The organism is Blastochloris sulfoviridis, from assembly GCF_008630065.1.
In the GTDB taxonomy this organism is placed as follows: Bacteria; Pseudomonadota; Alphaproteobacteria; order Rhizobiales; family Xanthobacteraceae; genus Blastochloris; species Blastochloris sulfoviridis.
This window is the reverse complement of the sequence record NZ_VWPL01000014.1, coordinates 1-14,207: the sequence shown is the minus strand read 5'-3', so window position 1 is coordinate 14,207 and position 14,207 is coordinate 1. Positions and strand designations below refer to the sequence as shown.

Below are 14,207 nucleotides of genomic sequence, written 5' to 3'. Positions count from 1 at the left end.
CGATGGCTCTGCCCGCACTGGCCGAGCCTTCGGCGCCGGCCGGCGGGCAGCCGCCCGCTCCGCCGATGGCCGTCAGCCCGGTCCAGCTGCCCGGCGCCGAGGCCATTCCCGCCGTCGTGCCGGCCACCGGCAGCGGGGCGGTGATTCCGGTCCCGGTGCGCTCGCCCGGCCCGGCCAAGGGATCGATCGCCGCGCTGGACCCGCCGACGCGCGATCTGGTGCAGAGGATCAACGGCGTCTTCAACGCGCTTACCGTCGCCTCCGGCGAATTCGTCCAGGTGGCGCCGGACGGCTCGCGCACCCAGGGCCATTTCTATCTCCAGAAGCCCGGCAAGGTGCGGTTCGACTACGCGCCGCCGAGCCCGATCGAATTCATCTCCGACGGCGGCTCCATCGCCGTGCGCGACCGCAAGCTGGCGACCCAGGAAATCACGCCGCTGTCGCAGACGCCGCTGCGCTTCCTGCTCGCCGAGAAGATCGACCTGTTGCGCGATGCGCCGGTGATCGCCGTCCAGAAGGACGACCTGTTCGTGTCGGTGGTGCTGGAAGAGCGTCATCCGGTCGCAGGTACGCACCGGTTGATGCTGATGTTCGGCGCTCAGGACTACCAACTGAAGCAGTGGACCGTGACCGATCCCCAGGGATTTGACACCACAGTCGCGATCTACAACGTCGACACAACCAAACGTCCGAGCGCTGATCTATTCCGCATCAACTATGAGCGCGTACTCCAGTAGGGGACGCGGCCGAATGTCGCGCTCCGAAACGCGCGGCTTTGCTGAGTCCGCACTTGTTTGCGCCGTGGGATATGCCATCTTGTGAACAGGCCAACGCCGAGCGGTGCGAACCTCCGACGCACCAGCAGCGGCCACGTCGGTGCCCTCCCGATGCGTGCCCCAAGCAAATGCGCCCGGTCTTCCCCGAGACCGGGCGCATTTTAATTTTGCCCCCCTCGATCCTGATCTCCGTTCGATCTTGCGACCGCTCCAGGTCTTGAGGGCTGGCCTTGGTCTTGAGATCAGGTCTTGGTCTTGAGGTCAGGTCTTGCGGGCTCCGCCCCGGGCGCTGCGGTCAGCCCGATTGCGCATGACAGCCGCATTGCCCTGGGCTAGACCCTTTCGCGCCCCGCCCGCCGACGGCAACGAGGTTGCGCGATGCCGGAAGCCCCGGCCAGCCGGTTTCGCCGTCCCAAGGCCAGCCGTCCCCCGTCCCTGCCGAATCGATGTGCTGCGGTCGGCAGGCAATGCCGCGGCAGCCGTTTGCGCTTCCGCCCGCGTGAGCCGTCATGCGTCTTTGCGTTGCCACCTGGAACATCAACTCCGTCCGCCTGCGCCTCGATCTCCTGGGCCGGCTCGTCGCCGAGCAGGCTCCGGACATCGTCTGCCTGCAGGAGACCAAGTGCCCGGACGACAAGTTCCCGCTGCGGGCGATCGCCGAGATGGGCTATCCGCACGCCGCGCTGAACGGCCAGAAGGGCTGGCACGGCGTGGCGATGCTGTCGAAGCTGCCGTTCGAGAGCATTGAGCGCCGGGCGTTCTGCAACAAGAACGACTGCCGCCACGTCGCGGTGACGCTCGGCGCGGCGGCGGGCCTCGATTCGCCGGTCGAGCTGCACGGCTTCTACATTCCGGCCGGCGGCGACGAGCCCGACCCGGACGCGAATCCCAAATTCGCCCACAAGCTCGATTTCCTCGACGAGCTTGCGGCGTGCGACCGGCTCGCGGCGCAAGGCCGCAGCGGGCGGGCCATCCTGGTCGGCGACCTCAACGTCGCGCCGCTGGAGCATGACGTGTGGAGCCACAAGCAGCTTCTCAACGTGGTCAGCCACACCCCGGTCGAGGTCGACAAGCTCACCGCCTGGCAGGCGGCGGGCGGCTGGGTCGACGTCATGCGCCGCCAGGTGCCGGCGGACGAGAAGCTCTATACGTGGTGGAGCTACCGCGCCGCCGACTGGACGGTGTCCAACCGCGGCCGCCGGCTCGACCATGTGTGGGCGAGCGCGCCGCTGGCGCCGGGCTTCGTGGCGATGTCGGTGCTCACCGAGGCGCGAAGCTGGCCGCGGCCGTCGGACCACGTGCCGGTGCTGGCGACGTTCGATCTGTAGTCTCTGCGAGCCGTCGTTTCCGCGATTTGCTGGTCTTGAGCGGGATCACGCCCAGATCGCCATCGGCAGGCCGAAGGCGTCGCGCTCGGGCGGATCGGGGAAGGGCTCCGCCAGCCCGGCCCGCAGGCGGCGGGCGGTGAGCGCGCAGGCCAGCGCGTCGAGCAGATCGTCGGCGCCGGCACCGGGCGGCGGCTCCGCCATCGCCTCGGCCGGCAGGCCGCCCGCGGCGAGCAGCCGGCGGCGCAGGTCGAGGCCCGGACCGTAGGGACGGCCCTTCACCTTCTTGGGTTCGCTGAGCGCCGCCGCGCCGTTCAGCCGCCAGAACGCCACTTCGGGATGAGTCTCGAACACCCGGCGCGCCAAGGCCGGGTCGGCGTGCAGCAGCGCGTCGAGTTCGCGGACCTTGGCAAACACGCAGAAGGCCTGGATGGCGACGCCGCGCGGCGGGTCGGAGGTGGCCCGCGCCACCGCCGAGGCGCGGCGGTGGGCGGCGGCAAGGTCGGCCGCCGCGAGCGGCCACGCCGTCTCGGCATAGACGGCGGCGCGCGAGGGCATGGCGAACACCGAGGATTGGCGCGCGCCCAAGAGCGGCCGCACGGCGTTCTCGGCGGCCCGGCCGCCACGGCCGCCGCGTTCGGGCAGGCCGATCGGAATATCGACGGCGATGATGGCCGGCCGCTCGGGGGCCGCGATCACCTCGGCGAAGGTGCCGACCGTCCGGAGCCGCACCGCGTTGCCCTCAGGCCGCACGAAGGCGGCGATCCAGCCGCCCGGACAGCCATCGACGCCGGCGAGCCAGACCTCGTCCATCGGCCGCTCCGTTGGCCAAAGTCGTCGTCCCGGGCGAGCGGGAGCGAGACCCGGGACCGTTTGCCGGGTAGGCGTCAATCCCGAGGACGATCCCGGGTCGCGCGGCTTCGCCGCTTGCCCGGGATGACAATCAGGGTGATCGGGCCGTCACAGCCAGGGGCGGCTGGCGGCGGTGTCCGTCTCGAATTTCTCGATGCGGTCGGCCTTGACCATGGTCAGGCCGATGTCGTCGAGGCCGTTGAGCAGGCAGTGCTTGCGGAACGGGTCGATGTCGAAGGCGATGACGCCGCCGTCCGGCCCGCGGATTTCCTGCTTCTCCAGGTCGATGGTGAGCGTCGCATTGGCGCCGCGCTCGGCGTCGTCGAACAGCTTCTCCAGCTCCTCGGGGCTCACCTTGATCGGCAGAATGCCGTTCTTGAAGCAGTTGTTGTAGAAGATGTCGGCGAAGCTCGTCGAGATGATGCAGCGGATGCCGAAGTCGAGCAGCGCCCAGGGTGCGTGCTCGCGGCTGGAGCCGCAGCCGAAATTGTCGCCGGCCACCAGAATCCTGGCATTGCGATAGGCCGGCTGGTTGAGCACGAAGTCCGGGTTGTCGCTGCCGTCGTCGCGATAGCGCGCCTCCGAGAACAGGCCCTTGCCGAGGCCGGTGCGCTTGATGGTCTTCAGGAACTGCTTGGGGATGATCATGTCGGTATCGACATTGACCACCCTGAGCGGCGCGGCGACGCCCGTGAGCACCGTGAACCTGTCCATCGAACCCTCCGAGCCACGTCGGTTGTTCCGGCCATGGGGCCGAAGATCGTGCCGGCGGTTTGCCAGAACGGGGGTGCCGTTTCAAGGCATTCCAGGGTTTCCCGACTTACCTGGGTCTCCCGGCACTCGGGGACGGCCGCCGGTCACCTCGCGTCGCGCTCGATCGCGGCCATGTCGGCGTCCGACAGCCCGACATGGTGGCCGATCTCGTGCACCAGCACATGGGTGACGATGCTGCCCAGCGGCTCCTCGTGCTCGGCCCAGTAGTCGAGGATCGGCCGCCGGTAGAGCCAGATCATGTTGGGCAGCCGGCCGGTCGGGGCCACCGCCTCGTCCTGGGCGAGGCCCAGGCCCTGGAACAGGCCGAGCAGGTCGAACGGGCTCTCAAGCTCCATTTCGTCCAGCACCTCGTCGGTCGGGAACTCGGCGACCTGGATCACCAGCCCCTCGCACAATGCGCGGAAGGCGGCCGGCAGGCGGGCGAACGCGGCTTCCGCCATCGCCGTCATCTCGTCGAGCGAGGGCGCCTGACGCGCAGCCCAGGGCAGGGAGATCGAGTCCAGATCCGCCATTGCTGCCGCCTTGTTCGAGGCTCGGGTGCCGAACCTCATCCGGAGGGCCTCATCTGGAGCTTTGGCCAGCCGGATGTAAGTTAGGGTTTTATACGTATCGCGACGGATCGGCCCAGCCGGCCGCACCATCCGTGCCCGGAAAATCGGGTTTGGCACCAGACTCTTCCGGCGCGGCCTCGACCGCGCCGGCCGCGATGCTCCGGCCCCGCGGTTCGCCGGCCGGCGGCGCGGCCGAGCTTGTCGAAGCCGGAACCATCCCCGGCGGGGGACGTTGGGGGGGCGTCGATGGGCACGCGCAACTGCGCGGTCCACCTCAACCCCCAGGAGAACCAGATGACGAACAAGCTCTTCGCGGCCGCCGTGGCCGCCCTTGCGCTCGCCACCGGTCCTGCACTTGCCCAATCGTCGATGTCACCCTCGATGTCTCCTTTGGCCCCCGGCGCCAGCCACAGCCGGCCCGGGCCGCTCACCTTCCACCAGATGCCGCAAACCGGCCAACTGATGGCCTCCGAGCTGATGGAGGCCAACATCTATGGCGCGGACGGCGCCACGATCGGCGACATCAAGGATGTCGTGGTCGACACGTCCGGTCAGATCCAGGCCGTGGTGTTCGGCGTCGGCGGCTTTCTCGGCGTCGGCGAGAAGAACGTCGCGGTGCCGCTGACGGCGCTCCAGGTCTCCGAAGTCTCCGGATCGAGCGGCATCCGGCCGAGCGGCACCGGCTGGAACGCCCGCAACCGCATCACGCTGAACGCCACCAAGGACCAGCTCAAGAGCGCGCCCGACTTCCGGGTCCAGCGCCCGGCCACCACCGGCTGGCTGGTGAGCCCGTCCGGATCTGGCAGCATGCCGCGCTGAGGCTGCGACGCACCCAATGCACTGCAGGCCGGAGCCAGTCTCGGCTCCGGCCTGTCGGTTGCGTCCCGCATCAGCGGATCTGGGCGGCGATTCCGTCCATGATCTTGGCCAGCGCCGCGTCGAGCTCGGTGACGCCGCCGGCGTCGTGGGTCGACAGCGTCACCTCCACCGTCTTGTAGACGTTGAGCCATTCGGGGTGGTGGTCCATCCGCTCGGCCACCAGCGCCACCCGCGTCATCCAGCCGAAGGCCTCGCTGAAATCGCGGAACACGAAGCGCTTGGTGATGGCGTCGCGGTCGTCGGCCTCGCGCCAGCCGGGCAGCGCCCGCAGCGCCTGCTCGCGTTTCGGTCCGGTCAGCTTTTCACGCATGATGTCTCCTCGGGTCGGGTCAGTCGGGTGTCGGGTGGGTTGGATGTCCGGGGTCGGACACGTCAGAGCAACGGATAGGCGGCTTCGACGACATAGGGGCCGCCGCCGACCGAGGCCCGCGACGAGAACAGCACGAAGCGTCCGACCCGGATCGGCGGACTGCGATAGAGGCCGCGGGTGGCCAGGTAGTCGGCGACGACGCGCGGCGAGGTATCGCGCAGCCGTGCCAGCGTCACGTGCGGCCGGTAGTTGCGGCTTTCGGCCGGCAGGCCGATGCGCTGCATCAGCCGCTCGTGCTCGGCCTGCAGCTCCATCAGCACCGGCGGCGCCTCGACCGGCACATAGACCGCGCGCGGCTTGTTGCCGCCGAAGGCATCGAGCCCGACCAGCGACACTTCGAAAGCCTTGCGCGTGATGCCGGCCAGCATCAGCGCCACCTCGCCGGCGATGCGCTCGTCGACGTCGCCGATGAAGCGCAGCGTGATGTGGAAATCGCCGGGCTCGACCCAGCGGGCGCCGGGCAGGCCGCCGCGCAGCAGCATCAGCGAGGCGCCGATCTCGGCCGGGATCTCCAGTCCCGTGAAGAGACGCGGCATCGCTTCCTCCTCGCCCTCGCGGCCGGTGGCCACGTCCTCGTTTGCCGGACCGCGCGGGGCCGGTCAACCGCGCGTCGGCGCGGGCGCGTCTTTCGCGTCGCCGCGCCGGGCGCGGATGCGCGCCAATAGCTCCTCGACCGACGGCACCAGCCGCTCGGCGACCAGGCCCACGCCTTCGGCGGTGGGGTGGATGCCGTCGCCGAGATTGAGCCGGGCCGTGCCCGCCACGCCCTCCAGCAGGAAGGGATAGAGCACCGCGCCGTGCCGGCGGGCGAGGTCGGGATAGATGGCGTCGAAGGTGCGGGTGTAGCTCTCGCCCATGTTGCGTGGCGCGTACATGCCGGCGAGCAGCACCGGCAGGCCCTTGGCATCGAGGAGGGCGAGGATCGTGTCGAGCGCCTTGCGCGTCACCGCCGGGTCGATGCCGCGCAGCGCGTCATTGGCGCCGAGCGCGACGATCACCCCCTCGGTGTCGCCCGCGATCGCCCAGTCGAGCCGCTCCAGGCCGCCCGAGGCGGTGTCGCCCGACACGCCGGCATTGGCGATCACCACCTTGTGACCGCGCGCCTCAAGCCGCGCCTGGAGCTGCGCCGGCAGGGCTGCGTCCGCCGGCAGGCCGTAGCCGGCGGTCAGGCTGTCGCCCAGCGCAACGAGGCGGATCGGGCCGTCCTCGGCGCCGGCAGGGGCGGGGGTGAAGGCAAGGGCGGCCATGGCGGCGGCTCCCAGCCCGATCAGCATCGCCCGGCGCGCAAGGCCGGGCCGGCGCTGGTGGGGCGCGGCCAGCTCCCCATATTGTGCCGGCGCGGGGCGCGTGCCCGCTCGGAACCGGATCGGCATGACAAAGACCTCGAAAACGGCCAAGACCTCGAAAATGCACGCATCGACACCAGCGATCGCCCTGGCGGGGGTTGATTTGTGGCTGGGCCGGGGGGCAGCCCGGGTCCACGTGCTGAAGGACGTCGACCTCGCCATAGATCGGGGCGAGGCGGTGGGATTGGTAGGGCCGTCCGGCTCGGGCAAGTCAACCCTGCTGATGGTGATGGCCGGGCTGGAGAAGCCCGATTCGGGCCGGGTCGAGGTGGCAGGCGAGAACCTGATGGAGCTTGGCGAGGACGCGCTCGCCCGCTTCCGCGGCCGCCACATCGGCATCGTCTTCCAGTCCTTCCACCTCATCCCGACCATGACGGCGCTGGAGAACGTCGCGGTGCCGCTGGAGCTTGCCGGCATCGCCGACGCGTTCGACCGCGCCCGGCAGGAGCTCGTCACCGTCGGCCTGAGCGACCGCCTCGGCCACTATCCGGCCCAGCTCTCCGGCGGCGAGCAGCAGCGGGTCGCGCTGGCGCGGGCGCTGGCGCCCAACCCGCCGATCCTGGTCGCCGACGAGCCGACCGGCAATCTCGACGACGCCACCGGCGCGGCGATCGCCGAGCTGCTGTTCGAGCAGCAGCGCGAGCGCGGCGCCACCTTGATCGTCGTCACCCACGACGTCGCCTTGGCGCGGCGCTGCGACCGCACGGTGCGCATCCGCTCCGGCCGCATCGAGGCCGACGCCGAGGCCCGCGCCTTGGCGCCGGCATGAGCATAAGGGCATGAGCGCGTTCGTTCCGGCCGCCGGCGGCGGTTTCCAGGCTTCGCTCCAGTCCCTGCGGCTGGCGTTCCGGCTGGCGCTGCGCGAGCTGCGCGGCGGCATAAAGGGCTTTCGCATCTTCCTCGCCTGCATCGCGCTCGGCGTCACAGCCATTGCCGGCGTCGGCTCGGTGTCGAAGGCGCTCACCGACGGCATCGCCCGCGAGGGCCGTACCATTCTGGGCGCCGATGTGTCGTTCTCGCTGATCCATCGCGAGGCCAGCGCCGCCGAGCAGGCGTTCTTCGCCGAGACCGGGACGGCCGATCTCGTCGCCACCATGCGCGGCATGGCCCGCAAGGCCACCGACAGTGCCGACGGCGCCTCGACGCTGGTCGAGATGAAGGCGGTGGGCCCCACCTATCCGCGGCTCGGGGCGCTCAAGCTCGACCCGCCGCTCGCCACCGCCGACCTGCTTGTCCGCCGGGACGGCGCGTTCGGCGCCGCCGCCGATCCGGCGCTGCTGAGCCGGCTTGGCCTCAAGCCCGGCGAGCGTCTGGTGGTGGGGGCCGCGACCTTCGAGGTCCGCGCGCTGGTGGTGCAGGAGCCCGACCAGCTGGCCGGCGGCATCGGCTTCGGCCCGCGCCTGCTGATCGGCGAGGACGGCCTGCGCGCCACCGGCCTCGTGCAGCCCGGCAGCCTGGTGCGCTGGACCTACCGGCTGCTGCTGCCGCAGGCGAGCGATGCCGCGGCCCGCGCCGTGGCCGCAGCCGCGGCCGAACGATTCCCCCAGGCCGGCTGGGAGGTGCGCACCCGCGCCAACGCTTCGCCGCAGCTTGAGCGCCAGATCGAGCGCTTCACCCAGTTCCTCACCTTCGTCGGGCTGACCGCGCTGATCGTCGGCGGCGTCGGCGTGGCCGGCGCGGTGAAGAGCTACATGGACAAGAAGCGCGAGGTCATCGCCACCTTCAAGACGCTCGGCGCCACCGGCGCGCGGGTGTTCGCCATCTATCTCGCCCAGGTGCTGCTGCTCGGCGGGCTCGGCGTCGTCATCGGGCTTGGCGTCGGCGCCGGCCTGCCGTTCGTCGTCTCGGGCGCATTCGGCGCGCTGATCCCGATCCCGCTGGCGCCGGCGCTCTATCCCGGCGTGCTGGGGCTCGCCGCGCTCTACGGCCTCGTGACCGCGCTGGCCTTCGCGCTGTGGCCGCTCGGCCGCGCCCATGACGTGCCGGTGTCGGCGCTGTTCCGCGACATGGTGGCGCCGGAGCGGCGGTGGCCGCGCCGCCGCTACATCGCGCTGACCGGTGCGGCGGCGGCGGCGCTGGCCGCGCTGGCGATCCTCACCTCCGGCGACCCGACGCTGGCTGCCGTCTATGTCGGGGCGGCCGGCGCGGTGTTCCTGCTGCTGCGCCTCGTCGCCTCCGGCATCATGGCGCTGGCGCGCCGCCTGCCGCCCGTGCGCTCGACCGAGCTGCGCCTCGCGCTCGCCAACATCCACCGGCCCGGCGCGGTCACCCCCTCGGTGGTGCTGTCGTTGGGGCTCGGGCTGGCGCTGCTGGTGACGCTGGCGCAGATCGATTCGAACCTGCGCCGCCAGTTCACCGCCTCGCTGCCCGAGCGGGCGCCGAGCTTCTTCTTCGTCGACATTCCCAATGCCGAGGCCGGCCGGTTCGACGCCTTCGTGCGGGGCCTCGCCCCGGACGGCACGCTGACGCGGGTGCCGATGCTGCGCGGCCGGCTGGTGTCGCTCGGCGGCCGGCCGGTGGAGACCATCGAGGCGCCGCAGAACGTCGCCTGGGTGCTGTCGGGCGACCGCGGCATCACCTATGCCGAGACGCCGCCCGAGGGCTCGCGCGTGGTGGCCGGCGACTGGTGGCCGGCCGGCTATGCCGGCCCGCCGCTGGTGTCGATGGAAAAGCGCATCGCCGACGCGTTCGGGCTCAAGGTCGGCGACCGGATCGTCGTCAATGTGCTCGGCCGCAACATCGAGGCGACGCTGTCGAACCTGCGCGCCCTGGAGTGGGACTCGCTCGGCATCAATTTCGTCATGGTGTTCAGCCCGTCGGCCTTCCGCGGCGCGCCGCACACCCACCTCGCCACCCTCGCCCTGCCCAATGGCGGCGCGGGCGAACTTGCCGTGCTCACCCGGGTCGCCGCGGAATTCCCCACTGTCACCACGGTGCGGGTCAAGGACGCGCTGGCGGCGGTCAACGACCTCGTCGGCAATCTGATCGCCGGCATTCGCGGCGCCAGCACGGTGACGCTGATCGCCGCCGTGCTGGTGCTGGCCGGCGCGCTGGCCGCCGGCCACCGCCACCGCGTCTATGACGCGGTGATCCTCAAGACGCTGGGGGCGACGCGCGGCCGGCTGCTCAAGGCGTACGGGCTGGAATACGCCATGCTCGGCGCCGTCACCGCCACCTTCGGCGTGCTGGCCGGCTCGCTCGCCGGCTGGGCGATCGTGTCGCAGGCGATGCGGATCGCGTTCGTGTGGGACTGGGCCGGCGCGCTCGTCTCGGTGGCGGCGGCGCTGGTGCTGACGGTGGCGTTCGGCCTTATCGGCACCTGGCGGGCGCTGGGCGAGCGGCCGGCGCCGGTGCTGCGGCATCTGTGATACGGTTTCCGGCTGATCAAGCCTTCGAGCCGTCTTCCGATCGCCGAGAAATCCCTTCCAGCTCAAGGATTTTTCGGCGGGACCGTTTCCGGCATCCCGAAGGGATCGACCGGAAACCGTATGACATTTCGATCGCCGGCCCCTCAGCGGCTGGCGAAGAAATGCGGGTGGCGGGTGCGGCCCTCGACATAGCGGATGTAGTGCGCGACGTCCTCGTTCTCGCCGTGGCGGCTGACGTGGAAGAACATCTCGGTGTGGCACAGCGGGCAGGCCACCCGTGCCGCGAACAGCAGGCGGTGAACCCGCGCCCGGAAACTGTTGCGGCACTCGGGGCAGCGCACGCGCACCATGAGGTTGTCGATCGGGTCGTGCATGAGGAGGGTCTCCGGCCCCATTCCGCCGCCAGTGTGAAACCCGATCCTTGATGGACCGTTTGCCCGATCGGTCGAATTGGACGGCCGGTTCCGCGCCGGTCTCGTGTTGGTACCTTGCCGGCAATTGGATGCGCGCGGACCGGTCCGGCCTTGCAGCGGCGCAAAAGATGCTTAACTCTGTTCGAGCGGCCCGGTGCCGCACGGGCAGATTGGGGGCGGCGCGCGATGGCCTGCCCTTGTACCGTACCGATGGCCCGCCTATCTACCCGGCAAGCCGGGGGGCGAGCACGGTTTGAGTGATCTCCGGCAGGGAAAGCACGAGGATTACGATGGCACAGTTTGATCGGAACGCTGCAGCGCCGTTCGGCAGAACGGTTCCGCGCGCCGAGGCCGCTGCGGTCGACGCCGGCCTGCGCGCCTACATGCTCAGCATCTACAATTACATGATGCTCGGGCTCGCAATCACGGGCTTCGCCGCGCTCGGCACCTACATGCTCTCGGTGACGGACGATCCCGCCAGTGCGGCTGTGCGCCTGCGCGAAGGGCTGATGCTCACCGCATTCGGCCAGTGGGTGTTCATCAGCCCGCTGAAGTACGTCATCATGCTCGCGCCGCTCGGCGTCGTGTTCCTGCTCGGCGCCCGCATCAATTCGATGAGCCCGCAGGCGGCCCAGATCACCTTCTGGGTGTTCGCCGGCCTGATGGGCCTGTCGCTCGCCTCGATCTTCCTGGTCTACACGCACACCTCGATCGTGCGGGTGTTCTTCATCACCGCCGCGTCGTTCGGTGCGCTGTCGCTTTACGGCTACACGACCAAGAAAGACCTGTCGGGCATGGCCTCGTTCCTGATCATGGGCCTGTTCGGCCTGGTGATCGCCTCGCTGGTCAACCTGTTCCTGGCCTCGTCCGCCCTGCAGTTCGCCGTGTCGGTGATCGGCGTGCTGGTGTTCGCCGGCCTCACCGCCTGGGACACCCAGCGCCTGAAGACCGAGTATCTCTATGGCGGCATGGACGGCGTCACCCAGGAGAAGACCGCGATCCTCGGCGCGCTGTCGCTCTATCTGAACTTCATCAACCTGTTCACCATGCTGCTCAGCCTGTTCGGCAATCGCGAGTGATCGCGGCCGCCTGACCCGGCACGACCGAAATCTGACAAGACCGAAGGCCCCGGCATCCGCCGGGGCCTTTTGGTTTTCGGGGCGCCTTTGGCTTGCGGGACGATGCGGGTCCCGCGGCCGCGAAAATCGGCGTATGGACGCGGACCATGTCCATCGCCTTCGAGATCCGCCCCGCCGCGGCGGACGACTTCGCGGCCATCGCCGCCATCTATGCCGAGGCCGTGCGCGCCGGCACCGCCTCGTTCGAGCTCGACCCGCCGGACGTGGCCGAGATGGCCCGCCGCTTCGAAGCGGTCACCGCGTTCGGCGGGCCGTATCTGGTGGCGATGGGCGCGGACGGCGTGCTCGGCTACGCCTATGCCGGCGCCTACCGCACCCGGCCGGCCTATCGCTTCACGGTGGAGGATTCGATCTATCTCGATGCGCGCGCCCGCGGGCGAGGCCTCGGCCGGGCGCTGCTCGGCCGGCTGATCGCGACATGCACCGAGCGCGGCTTCCGCCAGATGGTGGCGGTGATCGGCGATCAGGCCAACGCGGCCTCGATCGGCCTGCATGCCGCGCTGGGATTTCGCATGGTCGGCTCGCTGGTGTCGACCGGCTGGAAGCACGGCCGCTGGCTCGACACGGTGCTGATGCAGCGCCCGCTCGGCCCGGGCGACGGCGTGCCGCCGCCCGGGCGGTGATCGGTTACCCCGCCACCAGCCGCACCGGCTTGTCGAGAACCCGCAGCACCCGGTCGAGGTCGGCGCCGCGCTTCAGGATCAGCCCGGTGGCCGACACCACGCTGTAGGCGCCCTGCTTGCGGGCGAAGCGGGGGATCTTCTCGATGCGGTAGAGCGCCACGTCGGCGGTACGCCGGAACACCGAGAACACCGCCCGGTCCTTCAGGAAATCGATGGCGTAGTCGCGCCACTCGCCGTCGGCGACCTTGCGGCCATAGAGGTTCAGGATGCTGTCGAGCTCGCGCCGGTCGAAGGTCACCCAGGGCGCCAGCGCCGCCACCGATCCGTTCGCGGAGGGCGCCGCGGTCCATTCGACCAAAGCGCCTCCGCGGTCCCCGCTGGGCTCGATATCGCTCAAGCGCGCCTCCTCGAAAATCGTTACCGATCTGTCATGATCGCCGGAATCCTGCCTTGTTCAAGCAGAAATGGCACCGCCCGGCCGGAACTACGTGCACGGCCGCAGCTTGGTCGCAGCCGGCGCGACTTTTGCGCGGGCATTTTCTTGCGAACGCTTGGAACAAGGATGGGGGTCAGGACTTATCACCACGAGGGCCGGCCAGCGCGGCGCCCCGGTAAACCCCAGCCCCCCAGCCCCCTGGGGTGCAGTGCGGCCGGCCCCGCTTTTTTCGCCGTTGCGTCTCCGCCGGCGTCCAATCCCCAAAAAATCCGGATGAAGGCAGGGCGTCGGTGACACGGTCGTCGCCGACGAATCGCGGCGGCGTCAGCGCAGCGGCATGATTCCGGCCCCGAACACCGGCCCGAGACGTCCCTCCGCCGCATCCTGCACCAGCACCACCAGAAGGTCGCACTCGTTGGCGGTGAGGGCGGACAGGTCGGCCGCGACCTCGATCGGCTGCCCGGTCCAGGCGGCGAGACGGCGGATATGCCGCACCACATTGCGATAGGCGACGGTGTGACCGGCGTTCTCGCCGCGGCTGATCTCGACCGCGGCCGTCCGCTGCACGCCAAGCACCCACACCTCGCCGCTGCGGGCCACCCCGTTGCTGCCGCCGACCGACACCTTGATCTGGCCATCCTTCACCGCCGCCGACACCGGCACCGGCGTGTGGATCCTGGCGGCCTGGAGAGCGCGCTCGATGGCGGCGCGATCCTGGCCCGGCACCGACTCGCGGCCATTGACCACCACCTGCGGGGTGAACAGCCGCCGGTCGCCGCGCGTCTCGGCATAGGCGCGCTGGCGGGCGGCGTGGGCGGGAAGCGCCAGCGTGTCTTTCCAGCCGAGATAGTCCCAGTAGTCGACCGCCAGCGACAGGGCGATCACGCCCGGCCGGTCGGCGAGTTGGCCGATGAACGTGTCGGCCGGCGGGCAGGACGAGCAGCCCTGGCTGGTGAACAGCTCGACGACGCGGGGGCCCTCCGCCGCGATGGCGGCCGGTGGTCCGGAGATTGTCGTCGCCGCGATCAAAGCGAGGAGGAAGCGGAGGCGCTCTATCATCGTCCGCCTGCATAGACCCCGGGCCGGTCACGGGGGAGTCACGTCGGTGTGAGGCGCCGGCACGATTGCGTGTGGCCGGTTCCGAGTGGCGCGCCCGTGATCGGGGAGGCCGGACCGCCCGCCGCGGGCTTCGGGGCTCGACGCCGGCCGGCGGGGGCCCGCCGCCGCTTTCGGATCGGGCCGCGGCCCCCCGGCCAACCGGGGGGGCGGGGGGGGGGGTGGGGCCGCGGGGGGCGCCCCCCCCGCCGCGGGGGGCGGGGCCCCGCGTTAGCCCCGCGGGCGCGCCCCCCCGTGTT

At 70.6% G+C, this 14,207-nt stretch carries 16 protein-coding genes; 7 read left to right on the top strand and 9 right to left on the bottom strand.

The window, feature by feature from the left end:
* Positions 1 to 2: 2 nt before the first annotated feature.
* The gene (locus F1193_RS09540) at positions 3 to 737 is read left to right on the top strand and encodes an outer-membrane lipoprotein carrier protein LolA (RefSeq protein WP_150097454.1); all 735 of its coding nucleotides are present in this window, start codon (positions 3 to 5) and stop codon (positions 735 to 737) included.
* 548 nt (positions 738 to 1,285) lie between these two features.
* Positions 1,286 to 2,104 carry an exodeoxyribonuclease III gene (locus F1193_RS09535; RefSeq protein ID WP_150097453.1) on the top strand — a complete coding sequence of 273 codons (819 nt, stop codon included), beginning with the start codon at positions 1,286 to 1,288 and terminating at the stop codon, positions 2,102 to 2,104.
* Between the two features lie 45 nt (positions 2,105 to 2,149).
* Here F1193_RS09535 and F1193_RS09530 read toward each other — a convergent pair whose 3' ends face one another.
* The 3 genes from F1193_RS09530 to F1193_RS09520 all read right to left on the bottom strand — a co-directional run bounded on the left by F1193_RS09530 (position 2,150) and on the right by F1193_RS09520 (position 4,239).
* Positions 2,150 to 2,914 (bottom strand): DUF429 domain-containing protein, encoded by a 765-nt coding sequence (locus F1193_RS09530; RefSeq protein ID WP_150097452.1) that lies wholly within the window; start codon positions 2,912 to 2,914, stop codon positions 2,150 to 2,152.
* 147 nt (positions 2,915 to 3,061) lie between these two features.
* Positions 3,062 to 3,667 (bottom strand): 3-isopropylmalate dehydratase small subunit, encoded by a 606-nt coding sequence (leuD, locus tag F1193_RS09525; protein WP_150097451.1) that lies wholly within the window; start codon positions 3,665 to 3,667, stop codon positions 3,062 to 3,064.
* A gap of 143 nt (positions 3,668 to 3,810) precedes the next feature.
* Positions 3,811 to 4,239 carry a metallopeptidase family protein gene (locus F1193_RS09520; protein WP_150097450.1) on the bottom strand — a complete coding sequence of 143 codons (429 nt, stop codon included), beginning with the start codon at positions 4,237 to 4,239 and terminating at the stop codon, positions 3,811 to 3,813.
* 333 nt (positions 4,240 to 4,572) lie between these two features.
* On the opposite strand from F1193_RS09520, the gene F1193_RS09515 reads away from it, so the two are divergent.
* Positions 4,573 to 5,097, top strand: a complete 525-nt coding sequence (locus F1193_RS09515; protein WP_170263489.1) for a PRC-barrel domain-containing protein — start codon at positions 4,573 to 4,575, stop codon at positions 5,095 to 5,097.
* A 70-nt stretch (positions 5,098 to 5,167) separates the two neighbouring features.
* On the opposite strand, the gene F1193_RS09510 is transcribed toward F1193_RS09515, so the two are convergent.
* The 3 genes from F1193_RS09510 to F1193_RS09500 all read right to left on the bottom strand — a co-directional run bounded on the left by F1193_RS09510 (position 5,168) and on the right by F1193_RS09500 (position 6,801).
* Positions 5,168 to 5,467 (bottom strand): 4a-hydroxytetrahydrobiopterin dehydratase, encoded by a 300-nt coding sequence (locus F1193_RS09510; RefSeq protein ID WP_150097448.1) that lies wholly within the window; start codon positions 5,465 to 5,467, stop codon positions 5,168 to 5,170.
* Between the two features lie 62 nt (positions 5,468 to 5,529).
* A complete protein-coding gene (thpR, locus tag F1193_RS09505) occupies positions 5,530 to 6,063 on the bottom strand; it encodes an RNA 2',3'-cyclic phosphodiesterase (protein ID WP_150097447.1) in 534 nt (177 codons plus the stop codon).
* Positions 6,064 to 6,126: 63 nt separating this feature from the next.
* Positions 6,127 to 6,801, bottom strand: a complete 675-nt coding sequence (locus tag F1193_RS09500) for an arylesterase (protein ID WP_150097504.1) — start codon at positions 6,799 to 6,801, stop codon at positions 6,127 to 6,129.
* A gap of 97 nt (positions 6,802 to 6,898) precedes the next feature.
* On the opposite strand from F1193_RS09500, the gene F1193_RS09495 reads away from it, so the two are divergent.
* Both F1193_RS09495 and F1193_RS09490 read left to right on the top strand, forming a co-directional pair.
* A complete protein-coding gene (locus F1193_RS09495) occupies positions 6,899 to 7,642 on the top strand; it encodes an ABC transporter ATP-binding protein (protein WP_246164258.1) in 744 nt (247 codons plus the stop codon).
* Positions 7,643 to 7,652: 10 nt separating this feature from the next.
* Entirely contained in the window at positions 7,653 to 10,241 is a 2,589-nt protein-coding gene (locus F1193_RS09490; RefSeq protein WP_150097446.1) for an ABC transporter permease, read from the top strand.
* A 143-nt stretch (positions 10,242 to 10,384) separates the two neighbouring features.
* Here F1193_RS09490 and F1193_RS09485 read toward each other — a convergent pair whose 3' ends face one another.
* Positions 10,385 to 10,615, bottom strand: a complete 231-nt coding sequence (locus F1193_RS09485; protein ID WP_150097445.1) for a hypothetical protein — start codon at positions 10,613 to 10,615, stop codon at positions 10,385 to 10,387.
* Between the two features lie 329 nt (positions 10,616 to 10,944).
* On the opposite strand from F1193_RS09485, the gene F1193_RS09480 reads away from it, so the two are divergent.
* Both F1193_RS09480 and F1193_RS09475 read left to right on the top strand, forming a co-directional pair.
* Positions 10,945 to 11,733 carry a Bax inhibitor-1/YccA family protein gene (locus F1193_RS09480; protein ID WP_150097444.1) on the top strand — a complete coding sequence of 263 codons (789 nt, stop codon included), beginning with the start codon at positions 10,945 to 10,947 and terminating at the stop codon, positions 11,731 to 11,733.
* Positions 11,734 to 11,879: 146 nt separating this feature from the next.
* On the top strand, positions 11,880 to 12,416 hold the full coding sequence (locus F1193_RS09475) for a GNAT family N-acetyltransferase (protein WP_150097443.1): 537 nt from the start codon (positions 11,880 to 11,882) through the stop codon (positions 12,414 to 12,416).
* Between the two features lie 4 nt (positions 12,417 to 12,420).
* Here F1193_RS09475 and F1193_RS09470 read toward each other — a convergent pair whose 3' ends face one another.
* Complete coding sequence (locus F1193_RS09470) at positions 12,421 to 12,774, bottom strand: DUF2794 domain-containing protein (RefSeq protein ID WP_150097502.1); 354 nt, start codon at positions 12,772 to 12,774, stop codon at positions 12,421 to 12,423.
* 402 nt (positions 12,775 to 13,176) lie between these two features.
* Positions 13,177 to 13,911: a DUF1223 domain-containing protein gene (locus tag F1193_RS09465; protein WP_150097442.1), complete on the bottom strand. Its 735-nt coding sequence runs from the start codon at positions 13,909 to 13,911 to the stop codon at positions 13,177 to 13,179.
* Positions 13,912 to 14,207: the final 296 nt, after the last annotated feature.

Excerpts from the sequence above, each read along its gene's own strand:
- F1193_RS09475 (WP_150097443.1), top strand. The coding sequence starts at position 11,880 with ATGTCCATCGCCTTCGAGATCCGCCCCGCCGCGGCGGACGACTTCGCG.
- leuD (WP_150097451.1), bottom strand. The coding sequence starts at position 3,667 with ATGGACAGGTTCACGGTGCTCACGGGCGTCGCCGCGCCGCTCAGGGTG.
- F1193_RS09490 (WP_150097446.1), top strand. The coding sequence starts at position 7,653 with ATGAGCGCGTTCGTTCCGGCCGCCGGCGGCGGTTTCCAGGCTTCGCTC.
- F1193_RS09480 (WP_150097444.1), top strand. The coding sequence starts at position 10,945 with ATGGCACAGTTTGATCGGAACGCTGCAGCGCCGTTCGGCAGAACGGTT.
- F1193_RS09535 (WP_150097453.1), top strand. The coding sequence starts at position 1,286 with ATGCGTCTTTGCGTTGCCACCTGGAACATCAACTCCGTCCGCCTGCGC.
- F1193_RS09520 (WP_150097450.1), bottom strand. The coding sequence starts at position 4,239 with ATGGCGGATCTGGACTCGATCTCCCTGCCCTGGGCTGCGCGTCAGGCG.
- F1193_RS09495 (WP_246164258.1), top strand. The coding sequence starts at position 6,899 with ATGACAAAGACCTCGAAAACGGCCAAGACCTCGAAAATGCACGCATCG.
- F1193_RS09465 (WP_150097442.1), bottom strand. The coding sequence starts at position 13,911 with ATGATAGAGCGCCTCCGCTTCCTCCTCGCTTTGATCGCGGCGACGACA.
- F1193_RS09500 (WP_150097504.1), bottom strand. The coding sequence starts at position 6,801 with ATGCTGATCGGGCTGGGAGCCGCCGCCATGGCCGCCCTTGCCTTCACC.
- thpR (WP_150097447.1), bottom strand. The coding sequence starts at position 6,063 with ATGCCGCGTCTCTTCACGGGACTGGAGATCCCGGCCGAGATCGGCGCC.
- F1193_RS09530 (WP_150097452.1), bottom strand. The coding sequence starts at position 2,914 with ATGGACGAGGTCTGGCTCGCCGGCGTCGATGGCTGTCCGGGCGGCTGG.
- F1193_RS09485 (WP_150097445.1), bottom strand. The coding sequence starts at position 10,615 with ATGCACGACCCGATCGACAACCTCATGGTGCGCGTGCGCTGCCCCGAG.
- F1193_RS09515 (WP_170263489.1), top strand. The coding sequence starts at position 4,573 with ATGACGAACAAGCTCTTCGCGGCCGCCGTGGCCGCCCTTGCGCTCGCC.
- F1193_RS09540 (WP_150097454.1), top strand. The coding sequence starts at position 3 with ATGGCTCTGCCCGCACTGGCCGAGCCTTCGGCGCCGGCCGGCGGGCAG.
- F1193_RS09510 (WP_150097448.1), bottom strand. The coding sequence starts at position 5,467 with ATGCGTGAAAAGCTGACCGGACCGAAACGCGAGCAGGCGCTGCGGGCG.